We start from the raw sequence: 24,219 nt of genomic DNA on the forward strand, positions 1-24,219 counted from the left end.
CGCCCATGTATTTGATCCCGAACAGGAAAATCCCCAGGCCGCCGAGAAACGTAAATATCAGCGTTTGAATATCCAAACTCCCTCATCCCCTTAATCACTTTATGTATTCTGTCCTTTTTTGCCACACCCAATCTATTTTTAAAGTAAATTGAATGGTTTGTAAAGGAAATATTACTTTTTCCCAAAGTTATTTAGCTTTTGTTTTTTTCGTAAAAAAAAAGAGCAAGCCGCAGCTTCCTCTTTTTTCATGATTAACCATAAATATGGTAATTACTGTTCTTTTACAGCTGTCTCAAGACGCTTGACACGGATGCGCGTCCCATCCACAGATGTTACCTCTATTTCTTCTTCAGCATTCAGCCACTGATCGCCGCTGGTAGCACTGTAACGCTCTCCCTCAATATCAATCGTACCTGTCGGGCGGAAAGGAGTAACGGTGGTCCCCGTTTTGCCGACCAGTCCTTCATACGTCTGATTCATAGAGTTATAGCCCTGTTCGCTTGTCAAACTGTCCTTAAGCATCAGCTTCGACCATAGATCCCGGCGGGGAAAAACCTTCAGGAAAAACATCGCTGAAATGGCTCCGGCCAAAAAGCCGAAAATAACGAGTACTCCGTATATGATAGTAGGAGTCGGCACAGCGATCGATACTCCCATTAGCAAAAGACCTACAATAGAGACAGTTCCGTCTCCAATAAGCTTCCCGTCAAGCAGGATCAGCCCAAGACCGGCTGCATATAATACAAGCACCCAGATACCGGCTGCCCCTTCAAGATGATAGGAAAAGAATAAGACCATAAAGGCTGTTCCCAGAATAAAAAATAAGCTTTTGGACTTAACTAGAAACTCTGAGATTAAAAACATCGTTCCAAGAAAAACGACAATAAAGCCGACACTCGGGTTCGCTAACCATTCCATTGTATATACTCCCTTCCATAAACTTCTGTAATCACTGACTAATACGACTCGTAAAAGCTTGGTAATCATATATACGCGTAAACACCCGTAATCGTTTCACAATTATTGTAACTCTTCTTCCTGCCAGTTGTCAGCTGTAAGCGTCTTCTTCGCATAAAAAAGAGGCCCCGCGGCCTCTTCTCTTTTTACTAATATTATGCTGATTCTTCAGAGTCGCTGTTAAACCACCCCTGCACAGAATCAAGCATTTGTTCGAGGAAAGCAACGATGCGCGAAAGGAAATTCTGCGTATCTTCACTGTTTACAAAGCTGTCGATGTTTTCCGAAGCTTTATCAAGCTGACTCTCCATCTGCGACCAGTCGATATTTAAATTCTGCATCCGGTCAAATAAGGAAACGAGCTCATCTGTCTGCTCTTCGCTCAGTTCAATATTCATATCGCCTGACACATTTTGCACAATGACCCGGATATCTTCCGTATTATTAATCTCCGTATTGTTTATTTCCTGCTTAATCTGTGTAATCAGTGTTGTTGCTTCTTCTTTGCCGATATCTTCGCCAAGCTCAGAAGTTTTGGCAATCTCTTCGTTTGCCACCTGTTTTTGATCCTCGGATATATTGACATTGTTCTGCTGTTCGTAGGCTTTTAAGATCCCGGTCAGTGCTGCCGTTCCGGATACCTCAAACGGAGCTGTCACGTAAACCTCTGCATCCTCCACACCCGCTGTTGCCAGCGCGTTTGCATACATTCCTTCTGTAACTGTATCTATTTTGTTCGTTTCAATATCGATGCCTTCTCCGTCTTCAGCTGCAGTAATCCTTGCAGAAGATAACGCGCGCGAGCCAATTTCAGAGCTGCTTAAATAATCTCCGAGGTACTGGTACTCTTCTTCATTTGTGACTTCTACAACCGGTACTTCCCCTTCAGTCACATCCATCTCTTCAAGCAGAGAACTTCTTTGATCTGAAGACAGATCCTGGCCGAGTGTCACTGTTACATCCCCAGCTGCAGCGTCCGCTGACGCCTGCTGACTTACCCCAAGAACCCCTAACGTAACTACCCCGGCTGCTAATGTCTGCTGCCACCACTTCATTATGTTCAACTCTCCTTCTTATGCCCTTTCATTTCCAATCCCGTACTTTGATGACCAATATTTTTATATTCGTCGCATCTATAGTCGTAAGCCCGGGGAAAAAGTTACATCACCCGCATTCTTTCGTTAGTTTCTCATCATTTTACAAAATACCGTCTTTTACACTTCCGATTTCCGCTCTCTGGAAGCAACTGCTTGCCAAGAGTACACACCCACTGATACAATTACGATGTGTTATAGACCACTATTAACTATTGTTGTTGCACTAGACGAGGCACGAAATAAATTCACCAATATAAAGGGGCGAATGGATACATGAGCCAAATAACCCACCGCAGCGAAACCCGAGCAGTCAAAGTAGGTAATGTGACGATCGGTGGCAGTAATGAAGTAGTAGTACAAAGCATGACCACAACAAAAACTCACGATGTGGAAGCGACCGTCGCAGAAATTCACCGCCTTGAAGAGGCCGGATGCCAGATTGTCCGCGTCGCATGCCCACAAATGAAGGATGCTGAAGCAATTCCGAAAATTAAACAGCGCATCAATATTCCGCTCGTTGTCGATATTCACTTCGACTATAATATGGCCTTGAAAGCTATTGAAGGCGGCGCTGATAAAATCCGGATCAATCCGGGCAATATCGGGAAACGGGAAAAAGTGGAAGAGGTTGTTGAGGCCGCTAAAGCCAAAGGCATTCCAATCCGTATCGGTGTAAACGCTGGCTCCCTCGAAAAACGGATCCTTGATAAATACGGATACCCAACTGCAGACGGAATGGTCGAGAGTGCTCTCTACCATATTTCTATCCTTGAAGAGCTCGGCTTTTACGATATCATCGTTTCGATGAAAGCTTCAGACGTCCACCTGGCTATTGAAGCTTATGAAAAAGCGGCTCAGGCATTCAGCTACCCACTTCACCTTGGGATTACTGAATCAGGCACTCAATTCGCAGGCACAGTCAAAAGTTCTGCCGGACTCGGAGCTATTCTGAGTAAAGGAATCGGAAGCACACTGCGTATTTCTCTCAGTGCCGATCCGGTAGAGGAAGTAAAAGTCGGACGCGAACTGCTGAAAACATTCGGCCTCGCATCCAACGCAGCTACACTTATCTCATGTCCTACCTGCGGACGTATTGAAATCGATTTGATCAGCATCGCCAATGACGTGGAAGAATATATTTCCACCATTAAAGCTCCGATTAAAGTAGCCGTGCTCGGCTGCGCTGTTAACGGCCCCGGCGAAGCACGAGAAGCCGATATCGGTATTGCCGGTGCAAAAGGCGAAGGTCTTCTATTCCGCCACGGAGAAATCATCCGGAAGGTTCCGGAAGAAACCATGGTGGAAGAGCTAAAGATCGAAGTTGATAAAATTGCTGAAGAGCACTACGCTAAAGAAGCAGAAAAAGAACGGGAAGCTAAAGAAAAAGAACTGACAAATTAAACTCTCGACGCAAAAAGCTCCACCCATTAAGGGCGGAGCTTTTTTGTTTCACCTGTTATTGCTGCAGCACCTATGGTTATGCCGGTGCTGCTTCCTTTTGTTTCGCTTTTTTGCATTCGGCACAAAGTCCGTAAATTTCAAACTTATGCCCGGTCACTTCAAAGCCGCCGTCAACGTTTTCATTCAGCCAGTCCATCGGGCACGTCTCAATTTCTCTCGTTTTTCCGCACTCGAGACAGATAAGGTGGTGATGATGGGCCGTTGTTGAACAGGAAAAACGAAAATGCATTTCTCCTTCAAGCTCTGTCATCTCGAGAATATCCATTTCCTCGAATATGGAGAGGTTGCGATAGACAGTATCCACACTCATTCCCGGATAATTTTTCTGCAGGGAATGCAGTACTTCCTTCGCTGTCAAATAGCGTTTTTCATCTGAAAAAAGCTGGAGCAGTTCTTCACGCTTGGCTGTATATTTAAATCCCTGATCCTTCATAATATTAAGCGCTTTGGTGACGTTCATATTTAAGCCTCCTGTTTCTTTTCCAGTTGATCCATGCTCTGAGAACTAAAGTGGCAAAAAGTATAAAAGCAGCGGTCACTACAGTGCCGCCTCCCGACGCAATGCCAAAAAATATGGATCCAGTCACACCGGCCGCCACAGAGGCTTCTCCGATAATAACAGCAATCAGAAGCATTCGTTTAAAGCCGGAGGCCCACTGCATTGCGGCCGCTGCCGGCAGCGTAATCAGCGCTCCGGCAAGCAGCACGCCGACCACCTGCATCGATGCAGAAATAACAATCGCAAGCAGTACAGCAAGCAGTACATTGAACATCTTAACTGGTATTCCAGCAGCAGCTGCCATTTCTTCATCGAAGGAAAGAAACATCAATTCTCTGCCAAACGCTGCAAGCAGCCCGAGGGCAGCGATTGTCATTACTCCGATAAACCAAAGATCTTCCATCTGTACGGAGACTACACTTCCAAACAGATAGCCGTACCACTCCGTCACCCCGTCAGCGGATATAGACATAAATACGGCGCTCAGTCCGACCGCTGCCGCCATTAAAATCGGGGCGGCAAGCTCCTGGAAGCCCCCGTAGGTGTGACGTACCCGTTCAATGATCAACGAGCCGGCAAATGCAAATACAAAGCCGCTGTATAACGGATTGATATCCCAAAAAGCCTGCAGATTACCGGCGAGCACTCCTGCCGTCACTCCGGCAAGGGTAACGTGAGCGAGGGAATCTGCTATCAGCGAGGACCGGCGCACTACTAAAAACGAGCCGATCAAAGGGGCTGTCAGGCCGATCAGCACCGCTGCTATAATGCTTCGTTCCACAAAATTAATATCAAACATAGCCGTCACTCTCTATTCTTTATTTTACACAAGGATTGCTTTTCTGTGCTATTGATTTGCTTTGTCCGTCCATTTCGTCTTTTCCCACGGACGCTGACGTATTCGCCCAGTGGCTTTTTCAGCCAGTACAACGAATGTCCATATAAGAAATGAAATGACTGCGATTGTGCCGCCTGAGCTCAGATCATAATAATATGAAGCAAAAAAGCCGGCCAGAACGGCTGTTTCCCCGAAAAGCACCGCGTATAAAAACATGCTCTTGAAGGTGGAAGCAACCCGGAGCGCCGCTGCTGCCGGCAGGGTAATTAAAGCGGAAACGAGCAGCACTCCCAAAATAGATATGGAAGAAGCAACTATGACCGCTGCGATACCGGCAAATAATAAATTCACTCTCTGCACCGGGATCCCGTTTACGGCAGCCTGCTCTTCATCGAAAGCCAGGAATAATAATTCTTTATAAAACAGCAGAAACAACAGGAGCGACACGGCAGAAATAGCACCAATCACCACTGCGTCTGCGGCATTCACCGTAAGAATGCTTCCAAATAAATAGTTAAACAAATCATTATTAAAGCCATCCGCCAGAGAAATAAAAACGACTCCGAGCCCAATGGCTGAAGCCATCACTACCGGTATGGAAAGCTCCTGAAACGTTTGAAAACGCCGACGCAGATACTCAATCACAAACGATACGATGAACGTAAATAAAATACCGGTATAAAGCGGGTTCCATTCGCTGAGCCATACCCAGAATGAAGCGAGCCAAAGATGAAAGGCGATGCCGGTCAGCGCTGTATGCGACATCGCATCGGCGATCATCGGCGTTTTTCTGACTACCACGAACACACCTGCAGCCGGAGCAACCGCGCCGATCATGAGACCGATGATGAGCGCATATCTTAAAAAGTCAAATTCCAGAAAAATCATCAGGCTCCTCCTGCATGGTGATCGTGCTCATGGTGGATAATATGCACCTCGTGTCCGTAAGCGCCGGCAAGATCACTTTCTTCAAACTCCCGTGTCGTTCCGTGAAAATGAAGCTGCTGGTTCAGGCAGGCTACTTTTGTCACGTATTTGGTCATCGCTCCTACATCATGGGTAACAAGGATAAGAGTAATACCCTTCTCTCTGTTCCAGTGGCTCAGCCGTTCATAAAATGCCTGAGCGGATGCAGCATCCACCCCGACGGTCGGTTCGTCCAAAATCAGCACCTCCGGGTCGCTCACAAGGGCACGTGCAATAAACACCCGCTGCTGCTGCCCCCCGGAAAGCCGGCCCATATTCTTCTTTTTATAGCCGAGCATATCCACCTGCTCGAGCGCTTCGTGAATACGCTGCTTGTCTTTACGATTCAAAAAACGGAGCAGCCCCTTTTTACCGTAAAGTCCCATAGCTACGACTTCATACACGGTCACCGGGAAGCCGGCATTAAAACGATTCGCTTTTTGAGAAACATAGCCGATCTTCGGCCATTGATGAAATTGGCGTACGGGCGTTCCAAACCATCGTACTTCTCCTCTGTAATGCTTGTGCAGCCCTAAAAGAATCCGGACGAGCGTAGATTTTCCCGAGCCGTTCGGCCCGACCAGACCTACGAAATCTCCGCGATTTATATTCATATTGATATCGTCCAGCACGAGCTCTGACTCGTAGCGAAACGAAAGATGATTCACTTCAAGCAGCGTATTTGTTGAATCTTCCACCGAGAAGCCTCCTTCTTTCCAAAAACAATTAAGAATCGTTACGATTTATTGATAGGAAAAGTATACAAAACCTTTTTGCTTCTGTAAATCTTCTTTGCTTAATCGTGTATACAATTCATGGTTATTCTTTGTATGATAGTTAGTAGTAAAGCAGTTAAACGAAATCAAATCCATTTCTAAGGAATGATGAGAATGTTTCAAGCGAAAGAAAAAGTCGCCGTTATTGATATAGGTTCCAACTCGATCCGCCTGGTAATTAATGAAGTGGACGAAAAGCGCGGGTACCGCGAGCTTCATAACTTAAAAATCGTCGCCCGTCTGAGCAACCATATCGACGACCAGAACGCACTCACCGAAGAGGGGAGAGATATTTTGCTGCATACTCTGCAGCAGTTTGAAGAAGTTCTCCGTTTTCACGACGTTCAGACTATTCATGCTGTAGCCACCGCAGCTGTGCGGGGCGCCTCCAACCGCGAAGAGGTTTTGCAGTATATTGAAGAACGCATCGATTTTCCCATCCGCGTTCTTTCCGGGGAAGAAGAAGCCTCCTATGGGTATCTTGCCGTAGTGAATTCCACCAGCCTTCCGGAGGGAATTACCATTGATATCGGGGGCGGCAGTACAGAGGTAACCATGTTTAAAAACAGGGAACTCGTGCGCACCCACAGCTTCCCCTTCGGCGCTCTGACATTAAAGCAGAAGTTTCTTCCAAACGATGACAAAATCACTTCGAGCAACCTGAAGCAGATGAATAAATGGATCGAAAAACAATTTCAAAAAGTGTCCTGGCTGCGAGAAGAAGGGGAAAATCTTCCGGTCGTCGGTATCGGCGGCAGTTCCCGGAACATGGTGCTGGTGCACCAGGCTTCCATCAATTATCCCCTGGCCGGCCTGCATCAGTATTCCATGAGCGGTGACGATATCGCTGAAACAATGGAGCTTCTTGAAAAATCAAGCTTATCAGAACGCGAAAACATCGAAGGGCTTTCCAAAGACCGGGCGGACGTCATTATTCCGGCGGTGCGGATTATTTCCCAGCTTTATAAGCATATCGATGCCTCCTACTATTTAATCAGCAACAAGGGCCTCCGCGACGGACTGTTGTTTGAAGAACTGCTCCGGGATAAAATATATCCCCATTTTCCGGACGTGATCGAGGAAAGCTTTTATCAGCTGAACCGGGAATTCGAGATTAACCCGGACTATGTGGATGAAGTCGGAAACATTGCTTCTTCCATGTACAACAGCTTGGAGCCGTATATTCCAAAATCCTATCTGCATGAAGACAACCACCGCCTACTGAACCGCGCAGCCCAGGTTCTTTATATCGGGGAGTACATCAGCTCGGAGGCAAGCAGCCAGCACACCTTCTATATTTTAACCAACCGTTCCATCGATGGCATTACGCATGAAGAGCGGATCGCCATGTCACTTGTGTCTTCCTTCAAATCTAAATCGATGTTTAAACAGTTTGCGAAACCGTTCCGGCCGTATATGCAGAAAAACAGCCTGAAACGGCTGGAATTCCTTGGCAGCATTTTAAAATTCTCTTATTCGCTTAACCGCACGCGCCGCAATATCGTTTCGGGGCTTGGCATTGAAAAAGAAGGCAAAGAGCTTCATTTCCATATATACTGCCGCGAGGGGATGCATTCCACTTTTGAAGAAGCCAAAGCAGATAAGTATAAAAAACACCTGGAAAAAATGATCAACCGCGAGATTGTGCTTCACTTCCACGAACAGTCGCCGGTTTCTGCTTTTTCCAGCTGAACAATGCTTTTTTCGTGAATCTTTACATGCGCTTAACATTTCGTTGATACAATTGGCCCAGGAGTGACCAGGGTGTAAAGAAAGGCGGATTCTACAATGACCGAAACGACTCAGACACATATTGACCTTGAAAATCCGGCATATTATAACAACCGTGAGATCAGCTGGCTTGCGTTTAATGAGCGGGTGCTCGAAGAAGCCCTCGACGAGACCAATCCGCTCCTTGAACGCCTGCGTTTTTTAGGCATTTTCAGCTCCAACCTGGATGAATTTTTCATGGTCCGGGTCGCAGGGTTAAAAGATCAGGTAAAAGCAGGGTTCAATAAACCTGAAAACAAAGCCGGGCTCACGCCGAAGCAGCAGCTCTCGGCCATCACCGAAAAAAATTCGGAGCTCGTGCGGCTGCAGGATCATTTTTTTACGGAAACGGCTGTTCCGCTGTTAGCCTCGGAAAACATCCGCTTTCTTTCGACGCTTGAATTAGACAGCGGCCAGTATCAATATATCCAGGAGTATTTCATGGCGAGTATTATGCCGGTTCTCACACCGATGGCTGTGGATGCCTACCGCCCGTTTCCCATGCTTTTAAACAAGTCCCTGAACCTGGCCGTCCGGCTCCAGAAAGAAGCCGGTGATGAAAAAGAGAGCATTGCCATTGTCCAGGTACCCGGGGTGCTCCCCCGCTTCCTTGTGCTTCCGTCATCCGACGGCAGCCGGGAGTACATTTTGCTTGAACAGGTACTGGCAGAATTTATCCATATGCTCTTCAAGGGGTTTACTGTCTTAAGTGCTTCTCCGTTCCGGATCACCCGCAACGCGGATTTAACCATTCATGAGGAGGGTGCCCGCGATCTCCTCCGCGAGATTGAAAAGGAATTAAAAAAACGCAAATGGGGCGCCGCTGTTCGTTTGGAATGCCAGCACGGCATGATGGATGACTATATTCTTGAGTTTCTGCTCGAAGCCCTCGAGATTCACCCAGACGACGTTTATACACTGAAGGGGCCGATCGATTTAACTTTCTTATTTCCGCTCTGTGAGGAGCTTGCCCCGGAATGGGAGCATCTTGTGTATGAGACGCTTATTCCCCAGCCGCCGGAGGATTTGATTACTGAGTCCGATGTGTTTAATGCTTCCGATGACCGGGACATTTTACTTCACCATCCTTATGAATCGTTCCAGCCCGTTATCGACTTTATTTCCACAGCGGCCGACGATCCGGACGTTTTAGCGATTAAGCAGACTCTCTACCGGGTCAGTGGGGACTCCCCTATTATTGCCGCACTGGCAAGAGCGGCGGAACAGGGGAAACAGGTGACGGTCCTCGTCGAGCTGAAGGCACGCTTTGATGAAGAAAATAATATCCAATGGGCGAAAACCCTTGAGAAATCCGGCGTTCACGTCATTTACGGGATTACATCATTAAAAACCCACAGTAAAATTGTGCTGATCGTCAAGAAGACAGCAGATGGCATCAAGAGGTATGTGCATCTTGGCACCGGCAACTACAACGATTCCACCGCTAAAGTGTACACCGATATGGGCATGATTACGACCCGTCCCTCCTTCGGTGAGGACGCCACTAACTTTTTTAATCATTTAAGCGGCTTTTCCCAGCAGCCGTACTGGAATGAAATCAGCACTTCTCCGGAAGGAATACGCGAGGAGCTGATTCATTTAATCCAGCGGGAAATTGACTGCCATCGCCAGGACGGAAGCGGGCATATTATCGCCAAAATGAATTCTTTAACAGATAAAGAACTCATTATTAAACTGTATGAAGCTTCCCGGGCCGGTGTCCGCATTGAACTTATTGTTCGTGGTATCTGCTGCCTGAAGCCAGGCATCCCAGGAGTGAGCGAAAGCATCACCGTCCGCAGCATCGTCGGCCGTTTCCTTGAGCATACCCGTATTTTTTATTTTGCCAACAGCGCCCGTGACGACTATTATTTGTCCTCGGCTGACTGGATGACCAGAAACATGGAAAAACGAATCGAAATCATGTTTCCTGTCTACGAACCTATTTTAAAAAAGCGGCTCAATGCCATTTTGGAGCTGATCCTGCAGGATAATGTGAAGGCAAGGGAGCAGGACAGCAGCGGTTATTATCATTACGTTGAGCCTGCGCCCGGAGAGCCCGCCGTTAACAGCCAGCTGGTATTGTTTGAGTGGGCATCGAGATTTCTTGATATGAACAACGAATAAAACAAGCACGCCTTCCGCAAGCATTCATGCGGGGCGTGCTTTTTGCTGTCCTTGTTTCTGGTTCCTTTTCCTGGGCTTCCAGAAATAAAAGAGCATGAATGCGTGACGCGCATTCATGCAGAAGACATTTACACCTCTGCCGGCATTAATTCATCCCGCCAGTCCGGCTTCCATTCTTTTTGTCTGAGCATCGCAATTTCGTGCTTATACGGTGGTTTTTTGTTTTTCTTGTCTGTGCCGACATAAGGTGTTTCCAGTATTTTCGGCACAGAAGCAAACGCCTCGTGATGCACAATTTCTGCTAACGTACTGTAGCCGATATAGCCGTAACCAATATTTTCGTGGCGGTCTTTGCCTGCCCCGCGTTCGTTTTTACTGTCATTAATATGAAGCACCTTCAGCCGGTCGAGGCCGACATAATGGTCGAACGACTCCAGCACGCCGTCCAGATCCCCTACGATATCGTAGCCTGCATCATGCGTGTGGCACGTATCAAAGCAGACACTCAGCTTATCGTTGTGAGTTACTCCACTGATAATCTCCGAAAGCTCTTCAAAGCTTATTCCGCACTCCGAGCCTTTACCCGCCATTGTTTCAAGCGCGATCTGCACCTTCTGATCCGGATAAATAACCTCATTTAAGCCCTCGATAATTTTTTTAATGCCTGCTTCTGTGCCGGCCCCGACGTGCGCCCCCGGGTGAAGAACAATCTGCTTTGCCCCGAGCGACTCGGATCTGCTGATTTCATTGCGCAGAAAATCCACACCAAGCTGAAATGTTTCCGGCTTGGTCGTATTGCCGATATTGATAATATAAGGCGCATGAACCACTACCTCTTCAATGCCGTTTTCTTTCATGTGGGCGTGCCCGTCTTCGATATTTAATTCTTCGATAGGTTTGCGCCGGGTGTTCTGTGGCGCTCCTGTATAAATCATCATCGCTGTCGCTCCGTACGAAGCCGCTTCTTCACTTGAACCAAGAAGCATTTTTTTCCCGTTCATCGATACATGCGAGCCTAAAAGCACAGTCATCACCTCAGTTGTTATTTTCGTTTGCGGCGGCGGGACGCCGTCTGGTCTGCCATCGCTTTCTTCTTATAGCCCGGCTTCACTTTTTTCGGTTTTTTCACCGGCATAGCGTCAGGAGCAGGCGCAGGCTTCCGTTTTGTCTGCTTGGAGGCAAACAGCGGCTTGGAGAGCTCGGTCCATGTTCCTTTGCGAAAGTCCATGAACGTAAAGCGGATACCCTGCTTTTGAAGAGAAAGAACGGCTTTCCGGTCGTCTTCTCCCATCAGAGTGTATGACTCTCCTGTCAGTCCGGCTCTCCCGGCACGGCCCGTCCGGTGAATAAAGTATTCCAGTTCCTTCGGCAGGCTGTAGTTAATAATGTGGGAAATACCCGGAATATCCATACCGCGGGCAGCAAGGTCGGTAGCTACCAGATACTGAACCTCAAGATTTTGAATCCGTTTCATAACCTGTTTACGCTGCCGCGAAGGCAGACCGCCGTGCAGCACTTCTACCGGATATTGTTTTTTGAACATTTCTCCGGCCAGTTCGTCCGCTTCCTCTTTCGTACTTGCAAATATGATAGCTAGAAATGGCTGCAGCCGGTCCACAAGCTCCATTGTCACCTCAAGACGGCTGCGGTGTCTGAGCGCGATGCCGTAATGCGTCATTTCTTTTGGCGTCGCATGCTCCGGCTTTACGTGCACATGCTTGGGATTGTTCATATATTTGCGCAGAAACGGCTGCAGGCTTTCCGGTACTGTTGCCGAAAATACCATCATCTGCAGGTTATCTGCCATTTTTCCGGCCACCGGATCAATTTCTTCCAGGAAGCCCATATCAAGCATCTGGTCTGCTTCGTCAATGACAAGCATGCTGACCGTGTGTACATTGATAACATTTTCTCCGACCATGTCCTTCAGCCGCCCTGGCGTGGCTACAATAATGTGCGGTGGGTTACGGAGCTGCTCCATCACTCTGGAGCGGTCCGTTCCCCCGGATACCTGCTTGGCACGTACCGAAGAGGTTTCATCTTCATCCGTAATTTCCTTCAGAACACCGAAAATCTGGCCGGCGAGCTCCCGGGTAGGCGCTGTAATGACTGCCTGCACTTCCGCTTTGGAGGTGTCGATTCTGCTCAGAATTGGCAGCAGATACGCAAGTGTTTTCCCTGATCCGGTCTGAGACTGGCCGATAACATCCTTGCCATTAATCGCGGCGGGCATCAGCCGTTCCTGAATATCCGTTGGTTTTTGAATTCGTTTTTTATCCAGCAGCCTGAGGGCATATGCCGGAATATTGTATTGTTTAAAGCGGTTTTCCACGCTGTTCACCTAACTCTCTTTTCATTTACGCATTTTTTGCATCTCCATATTTTATCATAGTTAAAATAGAAACCATAGCTTCTCCTCTGCTTCTATTCACAAAATATTAAAGGAATACATCCCTTCAGCCGTCCTTTCTTTTCAACCAGACACTTAGGTAGTATAATGAATCCAGAATCGTTTTACATGACTGCATACGTAAAGTCAGCGCGTACACGCAAGACCTCACGGTTCAAATTATGAAACAGGAGGCCTTTATGGAAGTAACAAAAATTTCACCACGTGGATACTGCTACGGCGTTGTCGATGCGATGGTAATGGCGAAAAAAGCCGCCGGTAACCAGGAGCTTCCGCGTCCAATCTATATTTTAGGCATGATCGTACACAATAAGCACGTGACTGACGCATTTGAAGAAGAAGGTGTCATTTCCCTCGACGGGCCCAACCGGCTTGAAATACTCCGGCAGGTAGATAAAGGGACAGTCGTATATACAGCTCACGGCGTTTCTCCGGAAGTACGTCAACTTGCTGAAGAAAAAGGACTGACCACCATTGACGCCACCTGCCCCGATGTTACCGTCACGCACGACTTAATACGGGAAAAACGGGACCAGGGCTATGAATTTATCTATGTCGGCAAGAAGGGACACCCGGAGCCGGAAGGCGCTGTCGGTGTCGCTCCGGACATTGTGCATTTAGTGGAAACGCTCGACGATCTTGAAAGCTTAAACATTAAGTCGGAACGGATTATCATGACTAACCAGACGACCATGAGCCAGTGGGACGTTTCCGACATTATGGACCGGGCGAGAGAAATTTATCCGCATGCAGAAATCCATAATGAAATCTGCAACGCCACCCAGGTACGCCAGGAAGCGGTAGCTGAACAGGCGAAGGATGTAGATCTCGTTCTCGTTGTCGGCGACCCGAAAAGCAACAACTCCAACCGGCTTGCCCAGGTGTCTGAACAGGTCGCGGGCACAACAGCTTACCGGATCAGCAACTTAACCGAGCTGGATTTAAGCTGGCTTGAAAATGTCAACTCTGTAGGTGTGACAGCAGGTGCTTCCACACCAACGTTAATCACAAAGGAAGTCATCCTGTTTATCGACCAGTACGATCCAAACGATTCATCCACATGGGATACCGAATCTCATATCGATAAATCAAAAATCCTCCCAAAGATCAAAGCAAAATCATAAACAAATCCCTCCGTTTAACCGCGGAGGGATTTTTTCTATTATGCCAGCCGAAATGGTTCGGTAGACAAAGCAGAAGCCAGCCATTCCACCTGCAGCCGGCCCTGGCTGCGGTGCTGCATTTCCTTCTGCACGCCTTTTTTCATAATTTTTTCCACGTGATGGCCGGGATCTATCATCGTAAGGCCATCCATCGCCGCGTCCTGGGCTGTATGGAAATAAATATCGCCGGTAATGTACACATCCGCCTGCCTGGAAAGCGCCTGCTTCCAGTATTTGTTGCCGTCGCCCCCGAGCAGGGCCACGCGTTTAACCCGCTCGCTTTTTCCATCCACCACGCGGACAAACGGCACGTCATAGCTTTTTTTCACCTGCTCCACAAACGCTTCAAGCGTCATTTCCTCCGGGAGTTCTCCCACTCTCCCAAGCCCGTAGGGCTCACCAGGAATAGCGAGCGGATACACATCATAAGCCGGTTCTTCATACGGATGAGCAGCGGTCAAAGCGGCTTCTACAGTTTGCCGGAGAGAGGCCGGTACAATCGTTTCCATCCGCTTTTCGTCCGCGAACTCCATCTTTCCCTGCTCGCCTAAAAAGGGATTTGTGTCATCGCCGGGGATAAACGTGCCAGTACCCGAAGCAGAAAATGTGCAATGACTGTATCCGCCGATATAGCCGGCCCCCGCATCCCCCACTGCCTTTCTTACTTCTTCAGCGTGGGACTCCGGTACAAAGGCCACTAGCTTATACAGCTCGTCTTCACCTGTCGCAGCCAGCACCTCCGTGTTCGTTAAACCGAGCGCCTCTGCCATCATGTCATTCACACCCCCGGGAGCAATATCGAGGTTTGTGTGCGCGGCATAGACGGTTAAATCATGCTTAATGCACTTTTCAATTACCGGCCCCTGTCCATGTGCCACATCGAGCGACGTTATTGGACGAAACAGCAGCGGGTGGTGGGCAATGATTAACTCCGCCCCTGTTTTGACAGCTTCATCCACCACCTCTTCGGATACATCAAGGGTGGTAAGCACCTTTGTGACCGGTTGGTTCCAGTCCCCGATCATCAGGCCCACCCGGTCGCCTTCCACAGCAAGCGATGGCGGTGCCCATTCTTCAAATACCCGGATAACGTCACGTACAGTATTCATGTAATAACCTCCTCAGCCCATGCAATGTATTGGTTTAATTTTTGCTTCTTTGCCGTTGTCTGTTCTGTCGGAACGGCGTTTGCCAGCTGTTGTAAAATCTGCTGCCAGTTATCTTTTTCCCTCATCCATTTATCCTTAAAAGCATTGTTCCGCTCCTTGAGCAAATACGGACCGAACAACAGCTGTTTTTCAAACGGCTCCTGGTTTTCCCGGTACGGCGCTTCCGCTTCCCCCGGCACTGCCGTCAGTACTTCATACACATGGCGGTCCTCCTTCAGGATTCGCTCATCGGTAAGCTTCCAGCCATTGTCAAACAGCCACTGGCGAATTCGGCCCGCGGAGATGTTAGGCTGCAGGATCAGCTTCTGCACCGGGCGGAGATGTGTCTTTCCCTCCTCTAAAATCTCTTTGATCAGCGTGCCGCCCATTCCCGCGATAACTACTGTATCAATACGATCAGTTTCTCTCAGGACAGTGAGTCCACTCCCGAGGCGGGTATCAATTTTATCTGTTAATCCACAGGAGGCAATGTAGTCTGATGCAGCCTGAAGCGGACCTGCATTCACATCAGCTGCTACTGCATGCTCCGCCTTCCGGTGCACCACTGCTTCGACCGGAACCAGCCCGTGGTCCGTGCCAATATCTGCGACCACCGCTCCCTGGTCAATTTGTTCCACGATAACTGCCAGTCTGTCCGGCAATACAGCTTTTTTCATGTTTTCCTCTCTCTTCTATGTAAAATAAAAAAGGGGACACCTGCTTATTTAAAGCATGCGTCCCCTTGTATCTATGATGAATTCATTAGTCCATGAAATCTTTTAATCGTTTGCTGCGGCTCGGGTGACGAAGCTTTCTTAACGCTTTGGCTTCAATCTGACGGATACGCTCTCTTGTGACGCCAAACACTTTACCCACTTCTTCGAGGGTACGGGTGCGTCCGTCATCAAGGCCAAACCGGAGACGGAGAACGTTTTCTTCGCGGTCCGTAAGCGTATCAAGCACATCTTCGAGCTGCTCTTTCAGCAGTTCATAAGCAGCTGCATCCGACGGTGCCATCGCTTCCTGGTCTTCAATAAAGTCACCAAGATGAGAATCATCTTCTTCACCGATAGGAGTTTCCAGCGATACCGGCTCCTGGGCGATTTTAAGAATCTCCCTTACTTTATCCGGAGTCAGATCCATTTCTTTGGCAACTTCTTCCGGAAGCGGCTCACGGCCAAGGTCCTGCAGCAGCTGACGCTGCACGCGGATCAGCTTGTTGATCGTCTCCACCATGTGCACCGGAATACGGATCGTTCTCGCCTGGTCGGCAATAGCACGGGTGATTGCCTGGCGGATCCACCACGTAGCGTACGTACTGAACTTGAACCCTTTGCTGTGATCAAACTTTTCCACCGCTTTGATCAGACCCATATTGCCTTCCTGAATTAAGTCGAGGAAAAGCATGCCGCGTCCGACGTAACGTTTTGCGATCGAAACAACCAGACGAAGGTTGGCCTCTGCGAGACGGCGTTTTGCTTCTTCGTCGCCTTCTTCAATTTTAGTGGCAAGATTAATTTCTTCTTCCGCAGAAAGAAGCGGCACACGGCCGATTTCTTTTAAATACATCCGGACTGGATCGTTAATTTTAATGCCTGGAGGGACGCTTAAATCATTCAAGTCCAGGGTGTCTTCTTTTTCCACCTGTTCCATGCTTGGAACTTCTTCTCCCTCGTTGATAATATCAACGCCTTGTTCACCAAGGTATTCAAAAAACTCATCCATTTGCTCAGAATCCTGGTCGTAACTGGAGAGTTTTTCTGTTATTTCTGCATACGTTAACGTTCCACGTTTTTTGCCCGTTTCGAGCAATTGTTCTTTTACCTGATCGACCGACATTTCACCTTCCGCCAGCGGACGGCTTGGTTTTTCCGCCATTCGATCTCCCTCCTTCCAAGCTTCACACCTTGAATCCTACCCTGTCTCTTTACATGCCCGCAATTGTCTGTGCCGACGATTTCTTTTCCTGGTATTTTCTTAGCTGGTTGAAAGGACGGCAGGCACATAGAAAGAGCGTGCACATCAAACTGGCACGCTTTCCTTCTATCGTGATCATATCTTATCAACCACAAAGGAAAAGCGCAAGCAAATTGCTTCAGGCTAGTTTTTCTTCAGCTGCATCATCAATTCCATGATTCTTGTCAGCAACTGTCGCTGATTTGTTTCTGAATCACCATTTCTTTCAGCGTCTTTAAGCTGTTTCTGCCTTTGCAGTAATTCTTCCCGTTTTGGTCGAATTTTAATCTGTTCAACATAGTCAGACATTTCATTATCTGATATTTCTGCCGGAATGTCAAGGTGCATCAGCTCAGATACCAGGTTCACAAGCTCCTGCTCTTCAACGTATTCCATAAACCGGCTTACATCAGGATCATGGCCGTCGTCATAATAAGCATATAAATATGCCGCGAGCGCTGTATGGGCATCAATGTTGAATTCTCCTCCAATACGCTCTTTAACCTCCCCGGCGACCTCCCGGTTCTGAAGCATAAAGGCGAGGAGCGACCGTTCAGCATTCTCATAGGCCGATCGCATCGACACCTGTTTTTTCGGAAGCGCTCCGCTCCGCCACCGTTTGCCTGTTTCCACAGACGAAGGAGCCTTTGCTGCCTTTTCCTTCTGTTCCTTTTTTTGTACTTTACGTTCTTCCTCCCGGAGAGCGTCCATCGACAGGTCAAATTCTTCTGCCAGCTGCTTCATGTAGAATTCACGTTCTACAGCACTGCTGATCACAGATGTTTCCCGGAGTACTTCTTCGATATAGGCAAGACGGTCTCCTTCATTTTGAAGGTTTTTATTTTTACGCAGCTCCTGAACCTTAAAGGACATAAAAGGTACCGCACGCTCCGACAGCTGTACCTTGAATGCTTCTGCCCCGTACGCCTGTATATAGTCGTCCGGGTCCATCTCTGCCGGAAACAGCGCCACCCGTACATTGATGTCCTGCTTTTCAAGAATATCTCCGGTTTTCCACGCCGCTGCCCGTCCGGCGCTGTCACCGTCATAAGCAATTACCGCTTTGTCTGTTGCTTTTCGGATCTGCTCGGCCTGTCGTTTAGAGAAAGCCGTGCCAAGACCCGCAACCCCGTTTTTCACTCCCGCTTTCCAGGCAGCAATAACGTCCATATAGCCTTCAAACAGAACGGCTTCATCCTGTTTGCGGACTGCCTGGCGGGCTTTGGAAAACGAGTAGAGCGTTTCATGCTTTAAAAAGATGGGCGTTTCCGGACTGTTTAAGTATTTCGGCGCACCTTCTCCGAGTGCGCGGCCGCCAAAGGCGATAACCTGCCCGCGCTGGTTATGAATAGGAAACATGACCCGCCCGCGAAAACGGTCATTCCACTGCCAGCTGGATTCCTGGCGGAGAATCAGTCCGGCTTCTTCCATTTCTTCCAGGTCATAATCTCTTTTTTCAAGCAGCTGTACAAGCATATTATTTCGCTCCGGTGCATAGCCGAGCTGAAACTTTTCAATAATCTCTTCACTGATTCCCCGCGCCGTTAAATAGTCATAGGCTTCTTTCCCTTGTTCTGTATTCATCAGCAGATGATGATAAAACTTGGCCGCCATTTGATGCGCATCTTTTTTAGCCTGGTGCTGTTCCCGTTCCCCGGGGTATTGATCTTCAAGCTCGGGCAGCTCGGTACCCGTTTTGGCTGCAAGGGATTGAATAGCTTCCACAAATGTCAGGCCATCGTGCTCCATCAAAAAAGTTATGGCATTGCCGCCTGCGCCGCAGCCAAAACAGTGATACAGCTGCCGCTCCGGCGAAACAGAAAATGACGGGGTGTTTTCCCCATGAAAAGGACACAGGCCGAGATAATGCCTGCCCTGTTTTTTTAGCTGTACGTAATCATTGATGACTTCGACAATATCGATTTTTTCCCGAATTTCAGCAACTTTTTCTTCTGGAATAAATGCTGCCAATTTGTTTCCTCCCCGATGAGCCTATTACCATTTGGACTCACTGCCGCCTGCTTCAAAGATCTCCAGGCCCTCAAAAAAACGCTGGCGTTCTTCAAGCGATATTGCTTTAGGCCCTTTAACTCTGTGCTTTCCCTGTTTGGCCAGCACGCCGGCATACCGGCCGGCAAGCAGCCATTCTTCGTCACCCTTTTTCCAGCGCTTCCCCCGAAAAGAGAGAACCGCCGCTCCTTTTTCAAGAGCAATTGCTGCCAGGCCATGATCATCGGCAATCACCAGATCGCCGGCAGAGACATGGTTCCAAATATACATATCCGCCGCTTCGGGCTCGTTTTCCACCATCACGGTTTCTGCTTCATACACTTTATTTGAGGCGTGGGCGCTGCTCGCCACAAAAACGATCCGCATGCTTTTGCCCGCTCCCCACGTGTCGATCGTTTCTTTATGCGGGCATGCGTCAGCGTCCACATACACTGTGGGTTCCTTTTTCGTCATGCTGATTCTCTCCTAGCGCTGCTGAAACATATTGGAGATAATATTGGCTGTTTCTTCCACAGCTTTGTTGGACACATCAATCACCGTACAGCCGATTTTATTCATCAGCGCTTCCGAGTAGTCGAGCTCTTCCTGGATACGCTCCATACTCGCATAGTTTGCTTCCGGTCTCAGTCCAAGCGCCTTCAGGCGTTCCGAACGGATCCGGTTCAATTTATCGGCGCTGATCCGAAGCCCGATGCACTTTTCACTAGGAATATTAAACAATTCCTCCGGCGGATCCACCTCCGGAACCAGCGGCACGTTTGCCACCTTCAGACGTTTATGAGCCAGATACTGGGAAAGAGGCGTTTTTGAGGTTCGCGAAACGCCTATCAGCACAATGTCTGCCCGGACAATGCCCCGCGGGTCACGGCCGTCATCATATTTGACCGCAAATTCGATTGCCTCCACCTTACGGAAATAGTCTTCGTCCAGACGATATACGAGACCAGGCTCATATCTTGGCTGCTGGTTCGTGAGCGTCACCATTTTATCGAGTACCGGGCCCATAATGTCAACGGTGTCTACCCCGGCCTCTTCCGCGTGCTCCCGGAGGTACTGATTGATCTCTGGAATCACCAGCGTGAACGCAATCATTGCCCTGGCTTCCTTGGCAAGCTGAATGACCTCTTCCACCGTGCCCTCGTCTTCAACGTACGGAATACGGCGTACTTCCATTCCGTCTTCCCCGAACTGACTCGCAGCGGCTTTTACTACCAGTTCAGCCGTTTCTCCTACCGAATCGGACACTACGTATACTACTGGACGCTCTTGTTTTGTGGTCATGTCTGCCTCCTCGGGTTAAAATAATTGGTTATTGGCCAGATCCACCAATACTTTAGTTATATTTGTTTTCGTGACTCTGCCGACCACTTCATACTTTCCACCGCCGGCGTCTTTTACTACCGGCAGAGCGTCAATCTGACGCTCGATCAGCTTGGTTGCTGCATAAACGACCAAATCTTCCTTTTTGCAGATCGTGATGTTAGGCATCCTTGTCATAATAATACTTACAGGGATTGCTTCCGTATCCTGGCGGCCGAGACTCGCCCGCAGCAGATCTTTTCTTGAAAGGACGCCGGCCAGATAGCCTTGTTTATCCACCACAAAGAGAGTGCCGACATCTTCAAGGAACATGGTGCAGATAGCATCGTACACACTGTCTGATTCCGAGACGACCACTGCGATCGACTGATAATGTTTGACGGTTAACTTCTGCAGCTGATTATTCAGTTCTTCGGTGTCTGTTTTCCCAGTATAATAATATCCTACTCTTGGTCTTGCTTCTAAAAATCCTGACATTGTGAGAATGGCCAGATCCGGGCGCAGAGTGGCTCTCGTCAGTGAAAGCCTGTCTGCGATATGCTCCCCGGTGATCGGCCCGTTGTCTTTAACAATCTGCAGGATGGTTTCCTGACGCTCTGTTAATTCGATAGTGACTCCCCACCTTCATCGGCGCTTCGCACGGACGCATTGTTTTACGATGAAAAAACAATGCTCCGAAAGCGGGCGAACCGTTCAATTTCCCTGGATAACAGTGCCATCTGCTGCAGTCTGTTCTGCTTTACCTGTTCGTCTTCAGCCATAACCATAACATGATCAAAGTAGGCGTTAATCGCCGGCGTAACTGCCTGTAGCGCTTGATACGCACCGGCAACATCCGCCTGCCCAAGCGTTTTATCGAGCTGCTGATTTAAGGTTTTGCTTTTTTCGTAAAGCTCTCTTTCCTCTTCAGCCTCGAACAGCTCTGATTGAATATCCGAACCACGGTCTGTGTTTTTTGCAATATTGGTCACCCGGCTGAGTGCTTCCACCGTTTCTTTGAAGTCTGTTTCTTCAGCACGCGCTTGAATAAATCCAGCTTTTTCTGTCACTACATCAATTCTTTCACCAAGATGAAGCAGCACAGCATCCGCAATATCATGGCGGACACCCTCATCAAGCAGCTTTTGGCGGACACGCTGGGTAAAGAATTCTTCGAGATCCTTCAGAACATCCGCTTCTTCCCGCTGAAGAAGAGAACGCTCTTTGATTTCATCCATCACCAGAACGATCAGCTGCTGAACTGTGAGCGGAAACCGGTGCCCAGTGATTGTCTGGACAATACCTGCTGCCTGTCTTCTCAGCCCGTGAGGGTCCTGGGACCCGGTCGGCACCATCCCTACACCAAAGCTCGAAACAATAGTGTCCATTTTATCCACCACGCTGATAACCGCGCCTTCGACATTTTTCGGGAGAGCATCTCCGGCGGACTTTGGTTTATAATGTTCTGCAATAGCTTCGGCAACTGCGGTGTTTTCTCCTGCCATCCGGGCATATTCTCTTCCCATAATCCCCTGGAGCTCAGTGAACTCGTCCACCATTAACGTTACGAGGTCAAATTTGGAAATATGAGCGGCACGCTTAACATTTTGCACCTTCGTGCTATCCAGCTGCAGGTATTCTGCGAGTCGGGTGCTGACAGCCTCCACTCTCATTACCTTTTCACCGACTGTACCCAGATTTTCCTGATAAATTACGTGGTTTAATTTCTCCACCGCTTCCTCCGGCGACATTTTCTGATCTTCGTCATAGAAAAACTGGGCATCAGCCAGACGCGCCCGGAGTACCTTCTCATTTCCTTTCCGGACCTGGTCAAGGTGCTCAGCATTACCGTTTCGTACTGTAATGAAATACGAAAGGAGACTGCCTTCATCATTTTCTACCGGAAAATACCGCTGGTGTTCTTTCATGGATGTAACGAGCACCTCCCGCGGAATGTCCAAATACGCTTCATCGAATGAGCCGTGCAGTGCGGTCGGGTATTCCACGAGCTGATTCACTTCGGCAAGCAGCTCATCATCTATCGGAATGTGCCAGCTGTTTTCCGCTTCAATCTCTTCGATCTGGCTGCGAATCAATTCTGATCTTTCAGACGCCTCCGCAATCACATACTCCTCTTTCAGCTGCTGCTCGTATGTTTCCGGCTTATGAATAGTAATGGCATCCCCCAAAAACCGGTGTCCGTAAGAAATATTGCCGGCTGTGCGGTCTGTAATCGTAAATGGGATCACTGTCTCTCCGTACAACGCCACGAGCCATTGAACCGGGCGCACAAAGCGGAGTTCGTGACTTCCCCAGCGCATATTTTTCGGAAAAGCGAGAGACGTAATAATTGTTTCCATCTCCTGCAGCAGCTCTGAGGTCGGCCGGCCCTTGTGTTCTTTTTTCACAAAAACGTACTCAGTGCCTTTTACCTCTTTAAAGTACAGATCCTCCGTATCGACCTGCTGGCCTCTGGCAAAGCCTAAAGCAGCCTTGCTCCATTCCCCGTCTTCTGTGAGTGCGATCTTTTTGGCCGGTCCACGGGCCTCTTCGACCATATCCTCCTGATAATCGGCCAGGTCTTCAATCCGGAGCGCTAGCCGTCTCGGAGTAGAAAACATGTGAACAGTGCTATAGCTGAGCCGCTGCTCCTGCAGCCAGATTTCCGTTTTTTCCTTCAGCTGCTTGACCGCACCCTCCACAAAGCGGGCGGGCATTTCTTCCACGCCGATTTCGAGTAAAAAATGATTAGTTGTCATCGTTCATCGCCTCCTGCTTCCGTAGCGGAAATCCTAGTTTTTCCCGTTCGTCGTAATACGCTTTTCCGCACTTTCTTGCCAGATTGCGCACACGTGCAATATATCCGGTTCTCTCCGTCACTGAAATCGCCCCGCGGGCATCGAGCAGGTTAAACAAATGCGAGCATTTCAGCACGTGATCGTAGGCAGGGAGCACCAGTTTTTCCTCAATAGCCCGCTCTGCTTCCTTTTCACTTGCGGCAAACTGATTCAAAAGAAGCTCTTTATCCGCAATTTCAAACGAATACTTTGAATGCTCGTATTCCGCCTGCAAAAACATATCTCCGTATGAAACGCCCTGCACCCATTCCAGGTCAAATACGTTTTCCTTATCCTGAATATACGACGCCAGCCGTTCAATGCCGTATGTAATTTCAGCTGTCACCGGGTGGGCATCCATGCCGCCAACATGCTGGAAATACGTAAACTGGGTAATTTCCATGCCGTCGATCCAGACTTCCCATCCAAGGCCCCAGGCACTCAGCGTCGGAGCCTCCCAGTTGTCCTCCACAAAACGGATATCATGGGCAAGCGGGTCAATACCAATTGCTTCCAGGCTTTTTAAATACAGCTCCTGGATGTTGTCCGGCGAAGGCTTCATGACTACCTGAAACTGATGATGCTGATACAAACGGTTCGGATTCTCCCCGTAGCGTCCGTCGCCCGGCCGTCTTGACGGTTCTACATATGCTGCGTTCCACGGCTCTGGTCCGATACTGCGCAGAAATGTCATCGGGTTCATCGTCCCCGCTCCTTTTTCCACATCGTAGGCCTGCATAATAATGCAATTCTGGTCCGCCCAGTAGTTCTGCAATGTTAAAATCATTTCCTGAATATTCATTGCCATGTTAAACACCCCTTTTGTTTTTCGGTTATTTTCATTAAAAAAGCCCCTATACCTGTCACTCAGGTATAGGGACGGTTATTACCGCGGTTCCACCCTA

General features: G+C 48.6%; 21 protein-coding genes. 4 read left to right on the forward strand and 17 right to left on the reverse strand.

Going from position 1 to position 24,219, the window contains the following annotated elements; all coding sequences use genetic code 11:
- Window positions 1-270: 270 nt before the first annotated feature.
- Window positions 271-918 carry an NfeD family protein gene (locus tag ACTRXH_RS09375; protein WP_474281868.1) on the reverse strand — a complete coding sequence of 216 codons (648 nt, stop codon included), beginning with the start codon at window positions 916-918 and terminating at the stop codon, window positions 271-273.
- Window positions 919-1,112: 194 nt separating this feature from the next.
- Window positions 1,113-2,012 carry a DUF1002 domain-containing protein gene (locus ACTRXH_RS09380; protein ID WP_474261793.1) on the reverse strand — a complete coding sequence of 300 codons (900 nt, stop codon included), beginning with the start codon at window positions 2,010-2,012 and terminating at the stop codon, window positions 1,113-1,115.
- 315 nt (window positions 2,013-2,327) lie between these two features.
- On the opposite strand from ACTRXH_RS09380, the gene ispG reads away from it, so the two are divergent.
- A complete protein-coding gene (gene ispG, locus ACTRXH_RS09385) occupies window positions 2,328-3,455 on the forward strand; it encodes a flavodoxin-dependent (E)-4-hydroxy-3-methylbut-2-enyl-diphosphate synthase (protein ID WP_079476828.1) in 1,128 nt (375 codons plus the stop codon).
- Window positions 3,456-3,531: 76 nt separating this feature from the next.
- Here ispG and ACTRXH_RS09390 read toward each other — a convergent pair whose 3' ends face one another.
- Genes ACTRXH_RS09390 through ACTRXH_RS09405 form a run of 4 tightly spaced genes read right to left on the reverse strand, consistent with a single transcriptional unit; the run spans window position 3,532 to window position 6,516 of the window.
- The gene (locus ACTRXH_RS09390; RefSeq protein ID WP_462868963.1) at window positions 3,532-3,975 is read right to left on the reverse strand and encodes a Fur family transcriptional regulator; all 444 of its coding nucleotides are present in this window, start codon (window positions 3,973-3,975) and stop codon (window positions 3,532-3,534) included.
- On the reverse strand, window positions 3,953-4,813 hold the full coding sequence (locus ACTRXH_RS09395) for a metal ABC transporter permease (protein WP_474281870.1): 861 nt from the start codon (window positions 4,811-4,813) through the stop codon (window positions 3,953-3,955). The genes ACTRXH_RS09390 and ACTRXH_RS09395 overlap by 23 nt, the downstream gene beginning before the upstream one ends.
- A gap of 48 nt (window positions 4,814-4,861) precedes the next feature.
- Entirely contained in the window at window positions 4,862-5,740 is an 879-nt protein-coding gene (locus tag ACTRXH_RS09400) for a metal ABC transporter permease (RefSeq protein WP_474281872.1), read from the reverse strand.
- Entirely contained in the window at window positions 5,740-6,516 is a 777-nt protein-coding gene (locus ACTRXH_RS09405; protein ID WP_474281874.1) for a metal ABC transporter ATP-binding protein, read from the reverse strand. The genes ACTRXH_RS09400 and ACTRXH_RS09405 overlap by 1 nt, the downstream gene beginning before the upstream one ends.
- Before the next feature lie 192 nt (window positions 6,517-6,708).
- Here ACTRXH_RS09405 and ppx point away from each other — a divergent pair, with 192 nt between their 5' ends.
- Together ppx and ACTRXH_RS09415 are read left to right on the forward strand one after the other, a co-directional pair.
- Entirely contained in the window at window positions 6,709-8,286 is a 1,578-nt protein-coding gene (ppx, locus tag ACTRXH_RS09410) for an exopolyphosphatase (RefSeq protein WP_474281876.1), read from the forward strand.
- 96 nt (window positions 8,287-8,382) lie between these two features.
- Window positions 8,383-10,491, forward strand: a complete 2,109-nt coding sequence (locus ACTRXH_RS09415; protein WP_474281878.1) for an RNA degradosome polyphosphate kinase — start codon at window positions 8,383-8,385, stop codon at window positions 10,489-10,491.
- A 128-nt stretch (window positions 10,492-10,619) separates the two neighbouring features.
- Here the strand turns inward: ACTRXH_RS09415 and ACTRXH_RS09420 are convergent, their stop codons facing one another.
- A complete protein-coding gene (locus ACTRXH_RS09420; RefSeq protein ID WP_474281881.1) occupies window positions 10,620-11,522 on the reverse strand; it encodes a deoxyribonuclease IV in 903 nt (300 codons plus the stop codon).
- A gap of 11 nt (window positions 11,523-11,533) precedes the next feature.
- The gene (locus ACTRXH_RS09425) at window positions 11,534-12,832 is read right to left on the reverse strand and encodes a DEAD/DEAH box helicase (RefSeq protein ID WP_474281883.1); all 1,299 of its coding nucleotides are present in this window, start codon (window positions 12,830-12,832) and stop codon (window positions 11,534-11,536) included.
- Window positions 12,833-13,080: 248 nt separating this feature from the next.
- Here ACTRXH_RS09425 and ACTRXH_RS09430 point away from each other — a divergent pair, with 248 nt between their 5' ends.
- Window positions 13,081-14,025 carry a 4-hydroxy-3-methylbut-2-enyl diphosphate reductase gene (locus tag ACTRXH_RS09430; protein ID WP_474261784.1) on the forward strand — a complete coding sequence of 315 codons (945 nt, stop codon included), beginning with the start codon at window positions 13,081-13,083 and terminating at the stop codon, window positions 14,023-14,025.
- Window positions 14,026-14,063: 38 nt separating this feature from the next.
- On the opposite strand, the gene ACTRXH_RS09435 is transcribed toward ACTRXH_RS09430, so the two are convergent.
- From ACTRXH_RS09435 to glyQ, 9 genes are all read right to left on the reverse strand, one after another.
- Window positions 14,064-15,173, reverse strand: coding sequence for a Nif3-like dinuclear metal center hexameric protein (locus tag ACTRXH_RS09435; RefSeq protein ID WP_474281885.1), 1,110 nt, complete (start codon window positions 15,171-15,173; stop codon window positions 14,064-14,066).
- A complete protein-coding gene (locus tag ACTRXH_RS09440; RefSeq protein WP_474281887.1) occupies window positions 15,170-15,889 on the reverse strand; it encodes a tRNA (adenine(22)-N(1))-methyltransferase in 720 nt (239 codons plus the stop codon). Before ACTRXH_RS09440 ends, ACTRXH_RS09435 begins: the two co-directional genes overlap by 4 nt.
- 85 nt (window positions 15,890-15,974) lie before the next feature.
- Window positions 15,975-17,090, reverse strand: a complete 1,116-nt coding sequence (gene rpoD / locus ACTRXH_RS09445; protein ID WP_022794962.1) for an RNA polymerase sigma factor RpoD — start codon at window positions 17,088-17,090, stop codon at window positions 15,975-15,977.
- A gap of 222 nt (window positions 17,091-17,312) precedes the next feature.
- On the reverse strand, window positions 17,313-19,139 hold the full coding sequence (dnaG, locus tag ACTRXH_RS09450; RefSeq protein ID WP_474281889.1) for a DNA primase: 1,827 nt from the start codon (window positions 19,137-19,139) through the stop codon (window positions 17,313-17,315).
- Between the two features lie 24 nt (window positions 19,140-19,163).
- Window positions 19,164-19,631 carry a DUF188 domain-containing protein gene (locus ACTRXH_RS09455; protein WP_474281891.1) on the reverse strand — a complete coding sequence of 156 codons (468 nt, stop codon included), beginning with the start codon at window positions 19,629-19,631 and terminating at the stop codon, window positions 19,164-19,166.
- 12 nt (window positions 19,632-19,643) lie between these two features.
- Window positions 19,644-20,459, reverse strand: coding sequence for a pyruvate, water dikinase regulatory protein (locus ACTRXH_RS09460; protein ID WP_322525764.1), 816 nt, complete (start codon window positions 20,457-20,459; stop codon window positions 19,644-19,646).
- Between the two features lie 15 nt (window positions 20,460-20,474).
- A complete protein-coding gene (gene ccpN / locus ACTRXH_RS09465) occupies window positions 20,475-21,107 on the reverse strand; it encodes a transcriptional regulator CcpN (protein ID WP_474281963.1) in 633 nt (210 codons plus the stop codon).
- Between the two features lie 44 nt (window positions 21,108-21,151).
- Window positions 21,152-23,236: a glycine--tRNA ligase subunit beta gene (glyS, locus tag ACTRXH_RS09470; RefSeq protein ID WP_474281893.1), complete on the reverse strand. Its 2,085-nt coding sequence runs from the start codon at window positions 23,234-23,236 to the stop codon at window positions 21,152-21,154.
- On the reverse strand, window positions 23,226-24,116 hold the full coding sequence (gene glyQ, locus ACTRXH_RS09475) for a glycine--tRNA ligase subunit alpha (RefSeq protein ID WP_474261877.1): 891 nt from the start codon (window positions 24,114-24,116) through the stop codon (window positions 23,226-23,228). The genes glyS and glyQ overlap by 11 nt, the downstream gene beginning before the upstream one ends.
- Between the last annotated feature and the right edge of the window lie 103 nt (window positions 24,117-24,219).

It is taken from the genome of Marinococcus sp. LNHM5E3-2.1 (assembly GCF_056034365.1).